At 61.3% G+C, this 18,765-nt stretch carries 17 protein-coding genes, 1 tRNA gene and 1 pseudogene; 11 read left to right on the top strand and 8 right to left on the bottom strand.

Features of this window, described 5'->3' with window-relative positions; translation table 11 throughout:
- Window positions 1-29: 29 nt before the first annotated feature.
- Together QCD70_RS16200 and QCD70_RS16195 are read left to right on the top strand one after the other, a co-directional pair.
- Window positions 30-500: a helix-turn-helix domain-containing protein gene (locus QCD70_RS16200; RefSeq protein WP_367316739.1), complete on the top strand. Its 471-nt coding sequence runs from the start codon at window positions 30-32 to the stop codon at window positions 498-500.
- Window positions 454-1,800, top strand: coding sequence for a HipA domain-containing protein (locus QCD70_RS16195; protein WP_367316738.1), 1,347 nt, complete (start codon window positions 454-456; stop codon window positions 1,798-1,800). Before QCD70_RS16200 ends, QCD70_RS16195 begins: the two co-directional genes overlap by 47 nt.
- Window positions 1,801-1,851: 51 nt before the next feature.
- Here QCD70_RS16195 and QCD70_RS16190 read toward each other — a convergent pair whose 3' ends face one another.
- Window positions 1,852-2,442, bottom strand: a complete 591-nt coding sequence (locus QCD70_RS16190; protein ID WP_301218168.1) for a TetR/AcrR family transcriptional regulator — start codon at window positions 2,440-2,442, stop codon at window positions 1,852-1,854.
- Between the two features lie 128 nt (window positions 2,443-2,570).
- Here QCD70_RS16190 and QCD70_RS16185 point away from each other — a divergent pair, with 128 nt between their 5' ends.
- A complete protein-coding gene (locus tag QCD70_RS16185; protein ID WP_301218165.1) occupies window positions 2,571-3,659 on the top strand; it encodes a hypothetical protein in 1,089 nt (362 codons plus the stop codon).
- Window positions 3,660-3,720: 61 nt separating this feature from the next.
- A tRNA-Arg gene (locus tag QCD70_RS16180) sits at window positions 3,721-3,794 on the top strand.
- A 170-nt stretch (window positions 3,795-3,964) separates the two neighbouring features.
- Here the strand turns inward: QCD70_RS16180 and QCD70_RS16175 are convergent.
- On the bottom strand, window positions 3,965-4,249 hold the full coding sequence (locus tag QCD70_RS16175) for a hypothetical protein (protein WP_301218163.1): 285 nt from the start codon (window positions 4,247-4,249) through the stop codon (window positions 3,965-3,967).
- A 247-nt stretch (window positions 4,250-4,496) separates the two neighbouring features.
- On the opposite strand from QCD70_RS16175, the gene QCD70_RS16170 reads away from it, so the two are divergent.
- From QCD70_RS16170 to QCD70_RS16160, 3 genes and pseudogenes are all read left to right on the top strand, one after another.
- Window positions 4,497-6,551 carry a KAP family P-loop NTPase fold protein gene (locus tag QCD70_RS16170; protein ID WP_301218160.1) on the top strand — a complete coding sequence of 685 codons (2,055 nt, stop codon included), beginning with the start codon at window positions 4,497-4,499 and terminating at the stop codon, window positions 6,549-6,551.
- 254 nt (window positions 6,552-6,805) lie between these two features.
- Window positions 6,806-7,954 (top strand): GNAT family N-acetyltransferase, encoded by a 1,149-nt coding sequence (locus tag QCD70_RS16165; protein ID WP_301218158.1) that lies wholly within the window; start codon window positions 6,806-6,808, stop codon window positions 7,952-7,954.
- Between the two features lie 295 nt (window positions 7,955-8,249).
- A pseudogene (locus QCD70_RS16160) lies at window positions 8,250-8,534 on the top strand (integrase core domain-containing protein); the annotation flags it as partial.
- 159 nt (window positions 8,535-8,693) lie between these two features.
- On the opposite strand, the gene QCD70_RS16155 reads toward QCD70_RS16160, so the two are convergent.
- The 5 genes from QCD70_RS16155 to QCD70_RS16135 form a co-directional block, all read right to left on the bottom strand.
- Complete coding sequence (locus QCD70_RS16155) at window positions 8,694-9,623, bottom strand: DUF4231 domain-containing protein (RefSeq protein ID WP_301218156.1); 930 nt, start codon at window positions 9,621-9,623, stop codon at window positions 8,694-8,696.
- On the bottom strand, window positions 9,616-9,999 hold the full coding sequence (locus QCD70_RS16150; RefSeq protein ID WP_301218154.1) for a TIR domain-containing protein: 384 nt from the start codon (window positions 9,997-9,999) through the stop codon (window positions 9,616-9,618). Before QCD70_RS16150 ends, QCD70_RS16155 begins: the two co-directional genes overlap by 8 nt.
- Before the next feature lie 385 nt (window positions 10,000-10,384).
- Window positions 10,385-12,226, bottom strand: a complete 1,842-nt coding sequence (locus QCD70_RS16145) for an AAA family ATPase (protein ID WP_301218151.1) — start codon at window positions 12,224-12,226, stop codon at window positions 10,385-10,387.
- 492 nt (window positions 12,227-12,718) lie between these two features.
- A complete protein-coding gene (locus QCD70_RS16140) occupies window positions 12,719-13,459 on the bottom strand; it encodes a hypothetical protein (RefSeq protein WP_301218149.1) in 741 nt (246 codons plus the stop codon).
- A 264-nt stretch (window positions 13,460-13,723) separates the two neighbouring features.
- Complete coding sequence (locus QCD70_RS16135) at window positions 13,724-14,176, bottom strand: MarR family winged helix-turn-helix transcriptional regulator (protein WP_301218147.1); 453 nt, start codon at window positions 14,174-14,176, stop codon at window positions 13,724-13,726.
- 73 nt (window positions 14,177-14,249) lie between these two features.
- Here QCD70_RS16135 and QCD70_RS16130 point away from each other — a divergent pair, with 73 nt between their 5' ends.
- A complete protein-coding gene (locus QCD70_RS16130; RefSeq protein ID WP_301218145.1) occupies window positions 14,250-15,140 on the top strand; it encodes an SDR family NAD(P)-dependent oxidoreductase in 891 nt (296 codons plus the stop codon).
- Here QCD70_RS16130 and QCD70_RS16125 read toward each other — a convergent pair.
- Window positions 15,112-15,591: a DUF3817 domain-containing protein gene (locus tag QCD70_RS16125; protein ID WP_301218143.1), complete on the bottom strand. Its 480-nt coding sequence runs from the start codon at window positions 15,589-15,591 to the stop codon at window positions 15,112-15,114. The two genes, QCD70_RS16130 and QCD70_RS16125, sit on opposite strands and share 29 nt — an antisense overlap.
- Before the next feature lie 46 nt (window positions 15,592-15,637).
- Here QCD70_RS16125 and QCD70_RS16120 point away from each other — a divergent pair, with 46 nt between their 5' ends.
- The 3 genes from QCD70_RS16120 to QCD70_RS16110 all read left to right on the top strand — a co-directional run bounded on the left by QCD70_RS16120 (window position 15,638) and on the right by QCD70_RS16110 (window position 18,704).
- Window positions 15,638-16,903, top strand: coding sequence for an MFS transporter (locus QCD70_RS16120; RefSeq protein ID WP_301218141.1), 1,266 nt, complete (start codon window positions 15,638-15,640; stop codon window positions 16,901-16,903).
- Window positions 16,904-16,955: 52 nt separating this feature from the next.
- Complete coding sequence (locus QCD70_RS16115) at window positions 16,956-17,915, top strand: Dyp-type peroxidase (protein WP_301218139.1); 960 nt, start codon at window positions 16,956-16,958, stop codon at window positions 17,913-17,915.
- A 201-nt stretch (window positions 17,916-18,116) separates the two neighbouring features.
- Complete coding sequence (locus QCD70_RS16110; RefSeq protein ID WP_301218136.1) at window positions 18,117-18,704, top strand: hypothetical protein; 588 nt, start codon at window positions 18,117-18,119, stop codon at window positions 18,702-18,704.
- Window positions 18,705-18,765: the final 61 nt, after the last annotated feature.

The raw sequence follows: 18,765 nt of genomic DNA, 5'->3' as shown, positions 1-18,765 counted from the left end.
GTGTGTACGTTCCGTGATACATTATTCAGATGTCACATGAGTGTGACACCATGGTGCCCCAGCGCGATCGGAGTTCACGCGTGCGTATTCGACATATCGAAGACTTCGGCGCGATCGCACGGCAGCGTCGGCAAGATCTGGGTCTCTCTCAGGCAGAAATAGCGACACGTGCCGGCGTGACCCGGCAGTGGCTGGTGCGGTTCGAGCGGGGCAACTCCGAAGTGTCGCTGTCGAAGGTGTTCTCGGTACTCACCGAGCTCGCACTCCTCGTCACGGCAGAACCGGTCGAGTCGAGCGACTCCTCCGTCGCGGTGACAAAGCACACCTTCTCCGTTCCAAAAATCGAGATGCCGCTGCTCGATATGACCGCGCTGAGGGCATCGCTGGAGGCGGCCAGTCGGCTACCCTCGCAGGCCATGGTCGCGGGAGTGAGGGACGCGATTCAACGAATGAATGCCCCTCAGTCGCAGTCCCGCACGACAGAGGCCGACGATGACTGAGTCGCTCGATGTCTTTCTCTTCGATTACCACGTGGCCACCCTGCGTCGTCGCGGCATCGAAGACTATGTGCTCGACTACGACGAAGAGTGGGCGGCGGCCGATGAGGCGGTTCCGTTGTCGCTCTCGCTGCCTCTTCGGCGGCGTCGCCATAGCGGCCGTGTGGTCGCCAGTTTCATCGACAATCTCCTTCCCGACAATCCCGAGGTGCGCCAGCGCTGGGCGACCGACATAGGGCTCGACAGCGTCGAGCCCTATGCTCTGCTTCGGGCGTACGGGCAGGATGTGGCCGGTGCGGCGATCTTCCGGCCAGTGAATGAACCCGAGCACGCTACTCGGCGGCCCCTCACTCATGACGATGTGGCCGACCGCATCAGGAATCTCCAACACGACGTCACGGCCTGGCACGATGACAGTGTGCCGGCCGTCGGGCAGTTCTCGCTCGGTGGCGCGCAGACCAAATTTTCATTGGCCCGACACGGTGAACGGTGGTTCGAGACATCGGGAGCGGATGGGTCGACCCACATCTTCAAGCCGCAGGTCACCGGGGTTCGCGGCGGAGAGCTGGTCGAATACCTGATAATGCGCACCGCGCATTTGCTCGGAATTCCCGCCGCTCACGTCGAACTCTTCGACCACGGCGACCAACACTCTCTCGTCGTCGAGCGGTTCGATAGAAGAGTCGACGCGGGCCGCACCGTGCGGCTGCACCAGGAAGATCTCCTCCAGGCGCTTGGACAGCCACGGCTTCGCAAATTCGAGACGCAGGGCGGCCCGGGCATCGACCAGATCGCGTCGCTTCTCGAACGGGTTGCCGACGACGACTCGCGCAGGCGCTATGCAGCAATGCTGTTCTACTCATGGATCGTGCTGTCTACCGACGCCCACGCAAAGAACTTCTCAGTGTTCGTCGAGTCCGGCGGTGCACGGCTGACGCCTCTCTACGACGCGTCGTCGGTGCTGCCGTATCTCGGTGCAGACGCCGACCTCGATGTGCCATCCCTGCTCGAACGGGCCGGTAGTCGGCAGCTCGCGGTGAGGTACGGGGCGAGTTACCTGGCGCGTGATGTCGCGCGCTTCGAACTGGGGGTGGTTGCGCGTCGGTGCGGAATGGACGCTGACGACCTGCTTGCCATCGTCGCCGTGCACCTGATCGAGATCTCCCAGGTCGTCGCCGACGTGGCATCCGAAATGCCCGCACATCTGCAGACCGACACGATCGCCCGCTTGGTCGAATGGATGCCGATTCGAGCCAGGCAGGCAGCCGAGGCTCTCGGTATTGCCGGGCTCCTTGTGAACTGACGCTGCCGCCATACGGTTTTTTGCGAGCGCTTTCCGCGAATCGCACGGTCGTCAGTGGGGGAGCAGCCCTCGAGCCGTCGCCAGGTACGCCGCGCGGTCGAAGTCGCTGAACATCGCGGATTGCGCGATGTATCCCTGCCCCAGCCCCACGGCGACCGCCGCGAGGTTCTTGCCCCACGCGTGCGCGTCGGCTCTCTCGAGGCCGCGCTCCTGCACCGCCCAGTCGGCGAAGAGCCGCACATAGCTCTCGCGCAGCTCGCCGAACACCACGTCGACGATGTCGCGGATGCCCGGATCGGTCACCGACTCGCCCCACACCTGCAGCAGCAGGCCCGTGTCGGCCACTTCTTCGTTGAGGCCGGTCAGGATGCGCGTGAGCACCTCGCCGGGTGACGGGATGCGTTCGCGAGACCCCAGCGTCTGCATCTCCTGGATGCGTGAGCCCATGACTTTGCGCGCGACCGCGTTCATGACCTCGGCCTTGTTCGCGAAGTTGCCGTAGATCGCGCCCGCCGACAGTCCCGACTCCGCGATGATGTCGGCCATCGAGGCTCCGAACCCCTTGGCGGCGAAGCAGCGCAGCGCCGCATCGGTGATCTGATCGCGCTTCGCCTCGCGGTACTGCTCTGTGACCTTGGGCATCGGCACCTCCCCTGTCTGGAATAAAAAAAAACGAACGTTCCTTGACATTGATCTTAGCCATGCTTCATTCTTATAAAGAACGAACATTCTGTTTTGTTCCCTGAACTTTTCACGAATCGAGAATCTCCATGAGCAGTGCACGCAGCACCCGGATCGCCCCAGCTCCCACTCCCTGGAAGCGCATCGCCGGCGTCGGCGTCGTTCTGGCGATCGTCGTCTCGATCATGGTCATGGCGTTCTCCTGGCCCTCGGTCGCCTCCGCCGTCAAGAGCGTTCCCCTCGCCGTGGCGGGTCCGGATGCCGCGGCGCAGCAGGTCGAGGCAGCTCTCGCCGAGTCCGCCCCCGACACCTTCGCCTTCGTCGACGCCTCCGACCGCGCCGACGCCGTCTCGCAGATTGAGACCCGCGAGGTCTACGGCGCGATCATCCTCGGCGATGCTCCCGAGGTTCTCACGTCGTCTGCCGCCAGCCCGATCGTGAGCCAACTGCTCACCGGCATCGCGCCGAAGCTCGCCGCTCAGCTGAACGTGGCACTCGCGGCCCAGGGCGTGACTCTCAATGAGCCGGTCTCGGTGCCGGTGACCGATGTGGTGCCTTTGGCCGATACCGATCCACGAGGCGCGGGGCTCACTGCGGCCGCCTTCCCGCTGACGCTCGGCGGCATGCTCGGCGGCATCCTCGCATCCATTCTGATCGTCGGCGCCTGGCGCCGCGTCGTGGCCATCACTGTCTACGTGGTCGTCGCGGGCTTCTCGCTCGCGGGTATTCTGCAGGGCTGGTTCGGTGCGCTGCAGGGCGACTACCTCGTGAACGCCGGGGCGATCGCGCTCACCCTGCTGGCGATCAGCGCCACGATCGTGGGAGTCGCCTCGCTCGTCGGCCGCGCCGGAATCGCCGTGGGCCCGGTGCTCTTCCTGCTCATCGCCAACCCGATCTCGGCCGCGACCCAGCCCCTCGAGTTCCTGCCGCAGCCGTGGGGCCTCGTCGGCCAGTGGTTCCCGCCGGGGGCGGGCGCGACGCTGCTGCGCGACCTGTCGTACTTCCCGGATGCACCTACGACGTTCCCGTGGTTGGTTCTGGCCGGGTGGGCCGCGGCCGGCCTCGCGTTGGCGGTCATCGGGCACTTCCGGGCCGGCGTGAAGGTGGAGGTCGAGAACGAGGTCGAGTTGCCTCGCGTCGCGACGAACGCCGAGCCGGAGCTGGCCCCGGCCCGCTGATCACGGGCGCCGTGCAGAAGGGCTCCGAAAGGCGTGCTAAGATTTCATCTGGTCTTGACCTGCGCCCTTAGCTCAGCTGGATAGAGCGTCTGACTACGGATCAGAAGGCCAGGGGTTCGAATCCCTTAGGGCGCACAACAGAAAGCGACTCGCGAAAGCGGGTCGCTTTTTTGTTTGCCCTGCAAAGACGCGGATCCTGGCGGATTTCAATAAGAAGGCTTCCGGCGGGGTGCCGGATGCCTGTTGTGGCGGAACTGGCTTTGACAGCAACCGTGACAGCAACGTGGGTGGACGTCTCCTCGAATTCAGGCATTGCGGGCCTGATCTTCGAGAATCTGAGTTCTCAGCGCCTCGTGTGCGGCTTCGTAAATCTCGTCGTCGATGAGGTCATCGAGGGAGGCGGCTTCGATGTCGTCAAATGAGCCCGGAGTGTAGTTCAACAGGTCATCGTCCGGGCCTGTCGTCTTGAGCTCAGTGGGCAGGTATCGCCACGAAGTCAGTGATTTGATGAGCTGCTCTCTGCTTATCTCACCTCGCGAATACTGCTCAGACACAACGTAGGGCCAGTTCAGCGGTTCACTGTTCGTCATCGCGAACCATCTCCTTTCTGCAGCGTGCCCACATGAAGTGAGTCCATCGCCGTAGCGGCGTCGACGAGTGCGCTCGGCATGATGTGCGCTCGGCATGATGTGCGCGTAAAGATCCGTCGTTATGGCAAGGGTCGAGTGACCTAGAGCCCGGGCGGCTGGGCGCATGTTGTAATGGTCGAATTAAAAGGCCTGATCACGTTGATGCCCAAGGTGCACGTATACCTTGTCCGCCTGATTTACTAGGCCCATGACCTTAAGCTCGAGCGCCAGCCAGTCCTGGAGCGACGCTCCTCTCGGCTCATCAGAGATCGATGGACGGTCTGAGTTCGCAAAGGTGGTGAGTTCAAGGATCGACGCGTGCATACCTGGTCAGGAGTCGACGGTATTCGGAGTAGTTGGGCCATGGGGAAGCGGAAAGTCCACTCTTCTCGTCGACATCAAAAACTACCTCAGCGAAGAGTGGAGCGTCGTCGAGTTCACCCCTTGGTCCGTTTCAGACGTTGCGATGCTAACTACCGAGTTCGTAGCAACTCTGGCTGCGGCGTTTCCTAAAGCAGAGCCGCTCCAAAAACGTTTGGCTAAGTATTCGCAGTATGGAACCCCAATGCTGAGTCTCATCCCAACCGTGGGCGGCGCGGCATCAAAACTGTTCGACGCGTACCTGTCACATTTGACGGCGCGGCCACCATGGCATGTCGAGTTCGGGAATATAAGTCGTGACATAAAGAATCAGGGGATTCGCGTTCTCGTGGTGGTGGACGATGTCGACCGGCTCGACGCAGATGAACTCCGTGCGCTGTTCCGGGTTATTCGGTTGATGGGTCGCTTCACCAATGTTCACTACTTACTTGCTTACGACCAAAGCACAATCGAAGAATTACTATCCAGAACCGGCTCAGGTGGTCATAGCTCTGACTACACCGAAAAGATCGTCCAATATCCGTTCGAGCTTCCACCCGTACCTAAGGTGATGCGGCGACGGTGGGGTCGAGAAATAGTTGAGCAATTAGTCGCCCCCAATGGCCGCGATTTAGATCGTTCTGAGTACGTTGACCAGCGAGAACAACTCATAGCAATCTTGGCTAGCGGACTGGAGACTCCCCGTGCTGCGCGCCGCCTTCGAGAACAGATCGATAGCCTCAAGGACCTAGTTCATGGAGCCGAAGTAGATTTTCTGGACTTTATTGCGATCACCTGGATTCGTGTCACGCATCACCGACTATGGGACCACGTGCGGCTTCATCCGCAGGAGTACCTGAGCTGGAGAGCAAACGCAGGCTCTGACGCCGAAGCAAAACGAGATGAACTCGTGGCGAGCCTGCTGGATCGGGGAGAGCTGGAACCAGCTCAGAGTGCATTGCAATTCCTATTCGCTCCGGTCGGAATGCCTGCCGCGTTTGCGAATCGGGAATGGAGGCTACATAACTCGCGATTCTTCGAACGCTACTTTCTTATCGGCGTATCCCAAGACGATGTAAGTGACCGCATGATCGGTCAAGCCTTGAGAACGCTCGAGTTCGGCGATCAGTGGACAGAGGACGTTGATCAGCTTCAAGACATACTCTCGGGGAGCGACCAAGATCGGGCTGCCCTGGCGCTTGAATCCATTAATCGCATCCGGAATGTTCAATCCATCACGTCAATGCAGCTCTTGAACTTCATTGACAACGTCCGGACGGGCCTCACTGGAACCCCATTACTTACGGACACTCGAGGCGCAGGATTCGAGCGATGGCTGAACCGTGAAATATTCCTAGCTCTCCGCGGTGAAGTCATCCAAACATCTGAGCTCGTCGACCGATACGGCTTCGAGCGGATGACCTACAGTGCGTACTTGGCACTCAGGCATTCGCGAGACAAAGTGAACGAGGTCCGTGTTGTTTACCGAGAAATGGCCTCTTTATGGTTGGAAACAATGGCAGACGAGGCTCTAGTGAAAGTAACTAACCGGCCAGAGTTGGTGCCGATGACCTCGTTTCTTATCTGGATTGCAGAGATGGAGGATCATCGAGGTTTCTTGGCGAACAGAATTTCCGATGTCGAGTCGCTTTTGCAAGTAGCAATGCGATTCATTACTTTCAGCGAGTGGGTTGGTGCAGACGTTCACTACGAGGTCGCGTTTCGTGAAAAAGAATTCCGATTTGGCCTCGGCGACGCTTTGACAGCCTCCCTGTTGAAGTCCCTTCCAGCCCGAACTTCAATACCGGAATACGAGATAGATGACCTCACTGAGCCTGTTCTTACCGACTCTCAACGCGGTGATTTCGCGCTTCGCAGGCTGGCGAACCTCGAGATAACGTAGGGCGAGGGGCGGCGAAGACGCAGACCTGACCTCTCGTAGGCCCTGGCGCAACAGGATGCCGATCATTCTGCCGCATGCCATCGTCGACCGGATGATCCAGGCCCGCCGAGGTCGGCGCTGATAGACCGTTCTTTTCGAGCAGCTGCTCGGGGCTCGAGGAAGTGAGGGTGGGGAAGATGGTGCTTTGGGATGAGTTGGCCCGGGGGCGTTCTGTCGGGGGTGTCACGATCAGACTCGCGCGGGCCCAGGATCGGTTGAGCGCGAAGCGTCTGCTTCGTTTAGCGGTTGAGTCGTCGTGGCTCGATGAGGTCTGCGACCACGTGGCCGACATTGGCTCTCTGGTTGGAGCGTATGACCGTCACGACGAGCGGGCCGTCGCCTCGTTCTGGGGACGGCGGCACACGTTCACCGAGCTCGTGTTCGCGGGCACCACTGTCCTGGTTGCAGAGCAGCAGCGTTCCGTGGTCGGAGCAATTTGCGTTGGCTTTCCGTGGAAGTTAGTCCATGAAGCCAGGGATGCTGAGCGTGTCATGGCGGCCACGGCGACTCTCGCCAAGCTGAATGCCGTCGGCGTCGACGAAAGCGCCCGGGGCGCGGGCATCGGCCGAGCTCTTGTCGACGTCGCGACGGAACTACTCGACGAAGCGGGGTACGGAGTTGTTTTCGGGCAGTGCGCCCCGACCCTCCGAAGCTTTTACGCGTCTGCGGGCTATCGCGTCACAGACCCGCTCAAACCACTCATCGTCAGTGAAGGAACCCCATCTGTCATAGCGATCCACAGCGACGACCCGAGTGAATGCATGATCGGTCGAGTGCTTCATCCGCTCACTCCAGAACACTGCTCCTGGCGGGCTCCTGGAACTGACCCACAGCTTTGGGTTCCTCTTCAAAATGACGGTCAAACGGACATCAATGTCGACGGGCCCGATTGGACAACAGCATCTGTTCAAACAGCGCAGGGCGCGCTCGAGCCGCTTCTCCGGGTACCGCTGCCTGAGAGCGCATCACGGAGCCTCGGGTTCGAGCGGGTGGACGTGAAAAACGGCCAGCTGAGCGCACCGCTTGAGACTCTCTCCGGCATTCAGATTCGAGTACTACCAGGGCGCCTGATTTTCGTGTTGAACGACCCGACCGCATCCCAGCCAGCCCAGGAGCTCATGGAGCTCGCGCCACTGACAGAAGAGAACAGCGAGTGGCTAGAGCGTGCAAATGAACGCGGCGGGACTGTGATGGTCAGCTTCGACCCACAGCGTCCGTCGTCGACGCGGGCGGCATGGGTAGAGGTCTCCCTGCCTGAGATCCAGGCCAAGGCCGCAGAGTTGCCACCTCGAGTAGAAGACGCAGAATCTCCGCGGCCACGGACGCTATGGAGCAAACTCTTCGGGAGACAGAAGAGCAGTTGATCCACCTGGCAGCGACGATCGCCGACTATCGGAGCAGCTGCTCAAGCGCCTCCACGTCCAGGAAAGCGATGACACCGACCTCAGCCCATGGCATAGCCGTATGCCGATCATCCGCCCGCACGTCGCCCGCATCAGTCGAACGGGACTGCTGCCGGTTCACCTGACTCCTGACTTGTGAGGATTTTGATTCTCACGGGAGGATATTTACCGTGCCAAAAGCTTTTCCCCTCGAGTTCCGCCGCAATGTCGTCGCCGTCGCCCGCCAGGGCGATGCCCCGATCGCCCGAGTGAACCTGCCCAATTCCGGTCCCGGAAATTTGTCGAGCTTTTGCGCTACGAGGGCATCACCGGCTCGATGGGCCGCGTCGGGGCGTGCGGCGACAACGCGGCGATGGAGTCGTTCTTCGCCCTGCTGCAGAAGAACGTCCTCAACAAGAAGCGACGGTCGACCAGGCAGGCGCTGAGGCTCGAGATCGTGACGTGGATCGAGCAGACCTACCACCGCCGGCGCCGCCAGCGCGGGCTCGGTCGCCTGACACCGATCGAGTTTGAGATGATCGAACCAGCCGCTCACGCAGCGCAGAAACTACACACCAAACGAGTCAGTCAAACCGACAGCGGTCCCTATGTCAGAACGTGGGTAGTGAGGTAGGCGGCAAGGGTGCAGGTCGGATTAGATCTGGTTTCAGAAGCGGAGGCTGCAACGGCACGGACCGTCCGCAGATTATCGCCCTAGTCTTTAGCTGCCAGGCTTAATTCGGATCCCTCGCGAAGCGCGCCACAGAGTATGTTCGCGGGATATGGCTTCCTCGGACTGACCCACGAACTTCGCCCAGTTGGATTCGTCCTCAATTAGGTCAATTTCAGACAGAACTGAAGCGAGCTCGAGGCTTGTAATGCTGTAGGCGGTGGCCAAATTCTGATGCTGCTTCGCCTGAACCCAAGCTGTAACTGTGGCTGCGATGGCGGCGAGGATTCCGAGGGCATCAAAAGTGAGAGCTCCGAAGGCAACCAGACCGCCCAAAAGAACGCCAGCGACCTCGCTTCCAATAACAACTCCGCTCCACCGGCTAGCGCGCGTCGAGTTCCATAGTGCTTTCTTTGCGTACCACTTTCTTTGATCATCGATTCGGCCCCACCGGTAGAGATCGCGCCGATCGTTGAAGGGGAGGAGCCGGATAGCTCGCATCTGATCAGAGATCTGCGATGACGAAGCGTCGCTTGAACTGAGGTCAAGCTCATTCAGGTCCTGGAGGATACCTTTCAGCTCTCGCAGCAGTTCGCGTTCGGCCTGACCGATCGGGGCTGTCGATTCGAAGGTTTCTCCGCCGACCATGAATCGCCAGGTGAGTGTCTTCACGGATTCTGCGGCAGCTCGTCCTTCGTACCAGATACGTTCCGGTTTCCGACTTGCAAGAAGTAACTCCGCACCAAGTGCGACTACGAAGGCGATGAAAGCCAGCCAGGCCCCGACGGCGATTCCGAAGACCGGAATGGCGACCGCTCCGCCAATCGCCGCAATGAGAAGGCTGAATAACCGAAGCCGAAACAACCGAAGGAACTCTTGCTGGCCCTGCAGCGACTTGTTGTTGGTAGCTCTGTACAGAGCGGGAAAGTCTTCGGGATCCCGCAGAGCTGGGAGAGAGGACGGCGCGGCCAGGTCAGCCAAGCTCGGCCACTATCTTCGGGATGTCCCAACCAATGATCGTGGCACCCGCCGCAGTGAGCGCAGCGGGGGTGGCTCCGGCTGTGCTCAGTTTCACACCGATGAGCTTGTTCCCGAGTGCATCGCTTTTCTCAATCTCCCACTTGACCCACGTGCTTGATGAGGTCGTCGCTCCGATGATCACGATGGTGGCTGAGGCTGCACGGATCTTGGCGGTGATTTGCGACCGGATGTACTCGGCGTTCGTGCTGTTGTAGGGGACTTTGACGGAATAGTCGTCGAATGCGAGGCTGCTGTTCTTATTTTGGGCCTGACCTCTGAAAAGTCTGACCGACTGAAGATCTTCTTCCACAAAAGAGAGAAATACGTGCTTAGCCATGATGTGCCCCCATTGCGGTCGCGTCGTCGCGACCTGTTTTGCCAAGTATGGCTGGTGTTAGGAGCTGCGGATAGAAATTGGCCTCCACTCGTCGTAGTCGAAAAGGGCTAGCAGTGCTTTTTGCCATCAACCTCGGACCGGATCTATGAGCCAGCATCCGCTGGGTCCGCATCCCTGGAACCCATCGCGGAGTCATAGCGGGGCCATCTAAGGCTGGCGGGTCAACTTCCATAGCCGAGCATCGAAACGCCTACGCACGCATTCCGGTTGCACAACCACGGTCTATTTTCATTCTTGACCGAAGGCTTGAACTGAATTTCATCAGCGTTACAAGCACCCTACGTGGGATATAAATAGTCCTCCGTGAAGTCATGACTAAAGGCGACTACGGCAATACAGTTGCCTTCTGCAACCGATCGAAGAACGTCGTGAAATCCTCGCATACCTCCGGAACCGTGAGTTGCTGAGCTACATGAATCGTTGTCTTGTGAGTGCCGGACAATAGGGAGCTCAAACCTCCTTCGTGCAGAATCTTCTTCCCATCAGCCTCCATAAACACCGTCGGCGGATTCTTTTCAGTAAAGCTCGCGCCGACGGCGAGCCCGTGTACGTCCGCCATCATCTTGCTTATATCTGTCTCGCTTGCGCTTACAGTTCTAGCAATCGGAGCGGGGTGCAGCATGTAGCTGTCGATGTTCCTACGACGCCATTTCAATGCGACAAAAGCCGAGTCCGGGCTTTTGTAGCCTTTATCGCTCAGATCCTCGTCGACTGACCCCAATTCGCTCACATCTCGATCTCTCAGACTTACACCAACGAGATCCGGGATGTCTTCTTGAAGCGCCATGAACAGCTGTCTTCTGTCCGAATGGTCCTTGTTGTTGATCCAGATGGGCCAGTCGTTGAGCTCCGTCCGTCCAAGAACGCCCGCGATCGATTCAAGAATGGTCTTATCGCTCGTGCCCTCGATGAATAACACGCGCTTTGTCTTACGAATCGGATCTAAGTTGGGACCGTACTCCGAGCCAAGGCCCGCAAGGAGCCCAGTCTTTTGGAAATTCTCTGACAGATATCGTGTTGTGGGCCTTTTGCTTGAGACCTGCATGATTCGATCGATTGGCCAGTGACGGAGTAATTCGACCGAATGCGTAGCAACTAAGACTTGCTTGTTCTCAAGAGAGACGAGTTCGCCGAGCGAGTGCATCAGCTCCAGTTGCAACGTCGGGTGCAGATGCGCATCTGGCTCGTCTAAAAGGAGAACATCGAAGGTCGGGGATGCTGCCAAAGCGTAGACGCTCAGCCATTGAAGGAAGCCGCTACCTTCAACCATGAGATCGCGCTTCACGTAGTTCGGGAAACGTTTCAGGAGAAAGCCCTTCAGCTCTCCCTTTTCGAGTTCAATCTTGATGTAAGAGTGGTATTGCTCCTTGAAGGGTTCAACAATCAGCTCCGTGTTAAATCTCTTGCGCAAAGTTTGTTGCAGTAGTTCCCAAGGATCGGACGAACGTAACTTATTGAGATCCGACTGCTTCAGTCGACCCTTCGAATTGGCCTTCAGCTTGGAACGGGTTCGGTCATTTTCTTCAAACAGTTCGAGAAGCAGGTTTCGGAGGACGGCCCCCGCCAATCCTTCTCCAATTCTGCGGCGTCTTATGGCGGGGGATACTTTCATTTCGTGATTCGTGATTCCTGCAAAGGGCGGTAGATATGCGATAACCGGGATTTTTGTTCCGACGACGAGGTTGGTCTCAGTTACCTTCACGAAAAGTCGATCGTTGGCGAGGGCTAGACCGAACTCGAGTACAAATTCCTGGCCTGCCTCATCGAGCCATTTGCACGCGATCCGAAGCGTGTAGCCGTCTTTCTCGCCATCTGCGGTGCTTCGCTGCGGTCGCAGATTGGTCCAGAGATGTTTGAGCGAAGGTACGGCGACAGGACTGAACTCATCGTTTCCCATGCCAAGGCCTTGATGCTTTGCCCCTACATAAAACGCTGCCGATCCTTTCTCCATCTCAATTGCCGTCCGGCAAAATTCCCAGACGGCCAGTCCGTGCAATAGCGTTGATTTGCCAGAATTATTGCCACCGGCCAACAACGTGATGCCGGACGGGAGAAGGCGAACCGTCTCGTTCTTGAACCTCTTGAACTTACGGAGCCGTACTTCGGTAATCACTCGTTCCTCATGCGGAAACAATAGCGGGATTGCTGTAATCGCTCCCAAGGACATCGCTCAAATTGTTCGTGCGTTGTGGCCCGAAGATCGCTGTTAGAGAGCGGTGCCAGGGCGGCTTCGTCTGGTCATGAGTTTAATTCGACTAGCTCGAGTGGTGAGAACTTTCTTTACTCATTCAAGCGCCGGGCAAGCCCGGCGGGGCCGCGCTGCGGTGCGTCCGGTCCTCGCTACGCTGCGGTCCGGGCGCTCCTCGCACAACCCTGTTCTGGATGCCGTGTTAAACAGCAAGACTCGCCGATCCACGAGTGTGGGGCGAGTCCGCAACTTAAGCCTACTAACTACGTGTCGGGCCTCGAGTTGTGCCGTTCCGCGTCTCGCTCCAGATCTCCACGGCGTCGAGCATCGACAACTTTGAGAATGTCAGCATCGGTGGGCGACACGATGCCAGCGCGCTGTAACTCAATCCTGATCTCGTTTTCATCCGCCTCACGCCAATCGATTGCACGCGTTACCAGGATCTCGTGCAATGCCCGACGGTGTGGGTCCTCAATGGACATCTTCTACTCCTTTCGAATTCAGCGACAATGCCCAATTAGGAAGACACTCGTCGAGGGCGAACGCCGCCGCGATTGGCTCCAAAGCTGGCGGTGGAACGGAGTCGTCCCAGTGCTCGGTTTGCCCGTTGTGGTGGTTATAGCGGTCCGCGACGCGTCGAGCTGAATCGGTTGCGTCGAGCACAGCTATTTCTACGAGTCGGGCTGCATGGCGATTGGCGAGCATCGAGCTTGCTTCGACGCCGGCGCGGCCACGTGCAGTCAAATCGCGAAGTCGTCGAGCGTCGTGTCGGGTGACCCCCACCTTGTAGAAGCCCTCCGCGTGAATGTGAAGGATGTAGACGAGGTGAGGCTCCCACCAGCGGTCTCGAAGGTGAATATCCATTGGTCGAGAACTCAGACACTCTCTCGCGTAGGTTGCCTCACGGTGGCGTTGCGCGATCATCCACTGGTGGTCGACCGGCGGTGAGTAGACACCCGGAGTGAAGGTAACTGTTCCGTCTTCGGAATTCAGTGTTGCGATTCGGTCGGCCCTCAACCATGAACGAGCCCAGCTATTTCTGGGGATCGATCGCCACCAGAATGGGTCGTCGTGCGCAGGGCCAGGAAGCCCGAAATTCAGAATTGATTCGACGTCGGCGATTGGCAGGACCACTTCGGTGGGAGGTGCCTCGAGCAGGAAGTCGAGAAGAGGCCGATACTTCGCCGGAACTCCGTCCTCGATGAACTTCATGACGTACCTCCTCTGACAGCAACCGTGACAGCAACGTATTGCTGTCCGCTGACATCCAACGAGAGCGGGGGAGCGGAACGACCCCCGTTAGATATGCGGAGTGGACGTGAATACATGGCCTGAACCTTTCTACGGATCAGAAGGCCAGGGGTTCGAATCCCTTAGGGCGCACAGAGATACACCAGTACGAAACACGAAAGCGGCTCGCGAAAGCGGGCCGCTTTTTTGTGTCCTGCATTCGGGCGGCCGCGACGTGCTTCCTCGTCAGTGGTTGAATCGGCCGAGCAGGTCGGCGAACGCTTGCAGGTCTTCGGTCGACCAGTCCTTCGTGCGTTCGAAGAAGACTGTGCCCCGCAGATCGAGCGCCTCTGCCGTGCGCGAGAGACCGGTCGGCGTCAACGACACGACCACTGCCCGTCCGTCGTCGGGCGCCTTCGTGCTCTCGACCAGGCCGGCGGCCTTCATCTGTTTGATGAGGCTGCTCGTCGAGCTCCGATCCATCGCCACGGCATCGGCGAGGGCGCTCGGCTTCGCCGGCCCGTAGGAGTAGAGCCAGCGCGCGAGGTGAGACGCGGCGGGCTGCAGATCGGGATGGAACGCAGCGGCGCTGCGCTCGGTCAGGGCTCTGGATGCGCTGAGCAGCGCGTTCAGCTCGGCTCCGACGGCGAGTGCGGCCTCGCGACGCGAAGTCGTGGCCTTATCGGGTTTAGTGGACATTTACCCATCACTTCTATATGTTTGGTATATCCCCACTATATCCGTGGGGGTTCGTCTGTCTTGAGGAGTGCCCATGCCCGCACACACGCCCACGATCGTGATCACCGGTGCCACCAGCGGGCTGGGCCGACTCGCCGCATTCGATCTTGCCGCTCAGGGAGCGCGGCTCGTGATCACGGCGCGCAGCGCAGAGCGAGCGGAGGCCACTCGCGAGGCCATCCTTCGCGCGGCACCCGAGTCCGCCGTGGACGTCGTCTTCGCCGACCTGACGGTCATGCAGTCCGTGCGCGATGCGGGCGCGGAGATCGCGGAGCGCCACGGCAACATAGACGTGCTGATCAACAACGCCGGTATCCACGCCTTCGAGCAGCGGGTCACCGTCGACGGCCTGCCCGAGATGATGGCGGTCAACTATCTCGCCCCGTGGATCCTCACTCGAGCCCTCCTCCCGTCGCTGCTCTCGACGCCCGGTTCCCGCGTCGTGACGGTGGCGTCGGAGGCGTCTCGTCGGCACGGAACACTTGTGCTTCCGGCCGATCTGACCGACACGGCACCATTCACCGCTCGCGGGTCGTCACCGCTGTACGGCAAGAGCAAGCTCCTCGACATCATGTTCTCTCTCGAGCTGGCGCGGCGACTCGAGGGAACCGGCGTCGCGGCGAACTGTCTCGACCCCGGCTTCAACGTGACGGGGCTCGGCAGGGAGCTGGGTTTCGCGGCCCGACTGGAGAAGGTCCTGACGCGCCTGCACATCGGCGATCCGTCTCGAGGCGCTGGACTGATCGTCGCGTTGGCGACCAGCACCGATTTCGACGGGGTGACCGGCGGCTACTTCTCGGGTGCCGCGCGGCGCCGTCTCACTCCCACGCATCCCGCCGACGACCCTTCGCAGAGGCGTCGTCTCTGGGAGGTCACGGAAGAACTGGTCGACGGCCTCAGGCCTCCCCGCCGGGAGGGCCGATGAAGAGCAGCGTCGCCATGATCGCGACGAGTGCCACGATCAGGCCTCCGGCCAGGGGGACGGGCCGCTGCAGCGCCCAGCGGAAGGCGCGGTCGAGCGGGCGCGCGTCTCGGGGGTCGTTCGTCGCATCCGTTCGCCATCCGCCGTCGAGGCTGCCGCGGCGGGCGAGCCAGCGCTCCACGGGAATGGTGGCGTAGGGCACGACGGCGGATGCGACGGCCAGGGTCGCGAGGCCGAGGTGCCACCGCTGGTTCACGGCCACCACGCCGGCCTGCAGTGCGTAGGCGATGAAGATCAGACCGTGGATGAATCCGGCGATCGACACGGGCCAGTCGCCGACACCGACCGCGTACTTCAGGATCATGCCCACGATCAGCAGGCTCCAGGTGACGGTCTCGAGCAGAGCGAAGACGCGGAAGAGTCTCTCGGGCGTAAAGGTGCGAGCGGAGGCCATGCATCCAGTCTGACGCATCGTCGGTGGGAGGCTCTAGCGTGGACGTATGGCACAGCTTCCCCGCGCCGTGAGGCCCTTCGCCACAGGGCAGTACCGACTGCTCTTCGGCGCGCTCACCCTGTCGCTCTTCGGCGGGGGCATGTGGCTGGTAGCCCTCGTATGGCAGGTCATCGAGCTCGGGGGCGGGCCGTTGCAGCTCTCGATCACGGCCACGGCCACCAGCATCGGCATGGTCGGGGCCACCCTCATCGGCGGTGTCGTCGCCGACCGGGTGCCGCAGCGCCTCATTCTCGTGGGTATCGAGAGCGTCAAACTGCTGAGCATGGCCGCAGTCGCCGGTCTTGCTCTCGCCGGGTCGCTCGAACTCTGGCACCTCGTGGTCGCGGCTGCCTTGCTCGGCATCGGGGAGGGCTTCTTCTATCCGGCCTACTCGGCGATCCTGCCGGCACTCCTGCCCGCCGACGACCTGCTCGCGGCCAACGGCATCGAGGGGGTGCTGCGCCCCGCCGCGCTGCAGGCTGCCGGCCCGGCTGTCGCGGCCGGCCTCATCGCGCTCGGCGGGCCTCCCACCGCGTTCGCCGTGATCGTCGTCGTGCACCTCGCCGCGCTCGCGGGCCTTGTCGTGATGCGCAGCGTGCCCATCGCACGCGACCGCTCGGGCGACTCCGCGCATCCGCTGGTCTCGGTCTACCGCGACATGCGCGAGGGCGTCGTCTACATGGTGCGCACCCCCTGGCTGTTCGCGACGCTGCTCTTCGCCTTCGGCTGGGTGCTCGTGCTGCTCGGGCCCATCGAGGTGCTGCTGCCGTTCGCCGTGCGCGACCAGACCGGGGGAGGGGCGGGCTCGTTCGCTCTCGTGCTCGCGGCCTTCGGCGCGGGAGGCGCGATCGGATCGATCGTGGTCGCATCGCGCCGGCTGCCGCGCCGCTATCTCACGGTGATGCTCCTGGCGTGGGGCATCGGATCTGTTCCGCTGGCCATCATCGGGTTCACGAGCGAGCTCTGGGTCATGGCGGCGGCGGTCTTCATCGTGGGGTTCACGGGCTCCGCCGGCCAGGTCATCTGGGGAACCCTGCTGCAGAGGAGGGTGCCGCGCGAGCTGCTCGGCCGGGTCTCGAGCCTCGACTTCTTCATCTCGCTCGCGCTCATGCCCGTATCGATGGCGCTCGCAGGGCCCGTCGGCGAGGCGGTCGGGCTGGCACCCACGTTCCTCGTCGCCGGCATCGTTCCGGTCTTCTTCGCGGTGGCCGCGCTGCTCATCGCCCGCATGCCCCGTGATGAGATCGCGCACCCCCTCGACGTCGAGGGCTGATTTTCGACATCCGTCGAGCAGCGCCGGTCGCGCGCTCCGCTAGCGTACTCGTGTGACCGATCCTCTCGGTGGCCAGCCGCTGCCCGCATCCCAAGCCATCCTCAACCCGCTGAGCGACTCCGCGATCTTCCTGGTGCTCACGGTGGCGCCGGGCAGCGAAGAGCTGGTTCACGACGCGCTCGGCGACGTCTCGGGGCTCGTGCGCTCGGTCGGCTTCCGGGTGCCGAGCAGCCTGCTCACCTGCATCACATCGATCGGGTCGGATGCCTGGTCGCGGCTCTTCGACGGACCTCGCCCGAAAGAGCTGCACGTTCTGCCCGAGTTCCACGGGGCCGTGCACTCCTCGGTCTCGACGCCGGGCGACATCCTGTTCCACATCCGTGCCCAGGGCATGGACCTCTGCTTCGAGCTGGCGAGCCTGCTCGTCGAGCGGTTCGGAGGGCCGGCGGCCGTGATCGACGAGGTGCACGGATTCAAGTCCTTCGACGAGCGCGACCTGCTCGGCTTCGTCGACGGCACAGAGAATCCGACGGGCGCACTGGCGGTGCAGAACGTGATCGTGCGCGACGACGAATCGCAGTTCGTGGGCGGCAGCTACGTGGTCGTGCAGAAGTACCTGCACAACCTCACGGCCTGGAACCTGCTCACGGTGGAGCAGCAGGAGCAGGCCATCGGTCGGGGCAAGGCGAACAATGTCGAGCAGGCCGACGAGCAGAAGGCGGCGAACGCCCACACGGTGCTCACCGTACTGACGGATGCCGATGGCAACGAGCTCAAGATCGTGCGCGACAACATGCCGTTCGGCCGCATCGGAGAGGCCGAGTTCGGCACCTACTTCATCGGCTACGCGAAGACTCCGGCGGTCACGGAGCGCATGCTGAAGAATATGTTCGTCGGCGACCCAGAGGGCACCTACGACCGCATCCTCGACTTCTCGACCGCGGTGACAGGATCGCTGTACTTCACGCCGACTACGGACTTCCTCGACGATCCGCCGCCGCTTCCCCGCTGACGACCGCCCGCTGACGACCGCCGTCTCTCGACTGTGCAATTTCTGCTCGTGTGGGCGACGAGGACCGACGCTTTCTGCACATTCGCGACAGGCGTTGGCGTGTGTCGACTACACGGTTCGGTGCTTTCTCACTGAGTAGTGCCACTCTGGAAGCCCGGCGCGACAGCGTCGAGCGAGTTGTATCAACCAGAGGGAGCTGCAATGGCTGAGAAGAAGACGAAGAAACCCGCGTCGAAGGCGACGAAGAAGTCGGCGACGAAGAAGTCGAACGACAAGACTGCGTCGAAGACGGCGAAGTCCATCGAGCAGAAGCTCGAGAAGGCGGCGCGCGAGGCGATCGCCGCGGCGGAGACCGCGGTGAAGAAGGCGCGCAAGGCCGCGAGCGAGCGCTCGAAGGAGCTGCGCAAGCAGGCGAAGAAGGTGGCCCGCGACCTCGAGACCGTCGTGAACGATGCGAAGTCCGAGGCGAAGACGCCCGACACCGCGAAGCCTGACGCGAAGAAGCAGACGCCGGCGAAGAAGCCTGCGACGGCCACGAAGGCGACCGTCGCACCGGTCGCGGCCGAGCCGCCCATCGCATCCGCGCCCCCGGCGACCAAGCGCGGGCTCGACCTGCCGAAGACCGCACCGAAGACCGCACCGAAGACCGCACCGAAGGCCGCACTGAAGTCCACGGCGACTGCGAAGCCGCCGACGCTCGTCGAGCTGCGCGCCCAGGCGAAGGCCAAGGGCATCGTGGGCTACTCGCGCATGAGCCGCGCGATTCTCGTGGAGCGCCTGAAGGACTAGCACCAGTACGCAATTCAGGAGGAGCGCGTCACCGAAGCCACTGTGGCGACGGCGACGCGCT

Source organism: Agreia sp. PsM10, from assembly GCF_030433855.1.
In the GTDB taxonomy this organism is placed as follows: Bacteria; Actinomycetota; Actinomycetes; order Actinomycetales; family Microbacteriaceae; genus Agreia.
The sequence above is the reverse complement of the archived record's forward strand: the minus strand, read 5'-3'. Positions and strand labels throughout refer to the sequence as shown.

Coding starts and splice junctions, on each gene's coding strand:
- QCD70_RS16150 (WP_301218154.1), bottom strand. CDS start 9,999: ATGGCTAAGCACGTATTTCTCTCTTTTGTGGAAGAAGATCTTCAGTCG.
- QCD70_RS16110 (WP_301218136.1), top strand. CDS start 18,117: ATGGCTGAGAAGAAGACGAAGAAACCCGCGTCGAAGGCGACGAAGAAG.
- QCD70_RS16190 (WP_301218168.1), bottom strand. CDS start 2,442: ATGCCCAAGGTCACAGAGCAGTACCGCGAGGCGAAGCGCGATCAGATC.
- QCD70_RS16195 (WP_367316738.1), top strand. CDS start 454: ATGCCCCTCAGTCGCAGTCCCGCACGACAGAGGCCGACGATGACTGAG.
- QCD70_RS16185 (WP_301218165.1), top strand. CDS start 2,571: ATGAGCAGTGCACGCAGCACCCGGATCGCCCCAGCTCCCACTCCCTGG.
- QCD70_RS16125 (WP_301218143.1), bottom strand. CDS start 15,591: ATGGCCTCCGCTCGCACCTTTACGCCCGAGAGACTCTTCCGCGTCTTC.
- QCD70_RS16135 (WP_301218147.1), bottom strand. CDS start 14,176: ATGTCCACTAAACCCGATAAGGCCACGACTTCGCGTCGCGAGGCCGCA.
- QCD70_RS16200 (WP_367316739.1), top strand. CDS start 30: ATGTCACATGAGTGTGACACCATGGTGCCCCAGCGCGATCGGAGTTCA.
- QCD70_RS16130 (WP_301218145.1), top strand. CDS start 14,250: ATGCCCGCACACACGCCCACGATCGTGATCACCGGTGCCACCAGCGGG.
- QCD70_RS16140 (WP_301218149.1), bottom strand. CDS start 13,459: ATGAAGTTCATCGAGGACGGAGTTCCGGCGAAGTATCGGCCTCTTCTC.
- QCD70_RS16175 (WP_301218163.1), bottom strand. CDS start 4,249: ATGACGAACAGTGAACCGCTGAACTGGCCCTACGTTGTGTCTGAGCAG.
- QCD70_RS16120 (WP_301218141.1), top strand. CDS start 15,638: ATGGCACAGCTTCCCCGCGCCGTGAGGCCCTTCGCCACAGGGCAGTAC.
- QCD70_RS16170 (WP_301218160.1), top strand. CDS start 4,497: ATGACCTTAAGCTCGAGCGCCAGCCAGTCCTGGAGCGACGCTCCTCTC.
- QCD70_RS16145 (WP_301218151.1), bottom strand. CDS start 12,226: ATGTCCTTGGGAGCGATTACAGCAATCCCGCTATTGTTTCCGCATGAG.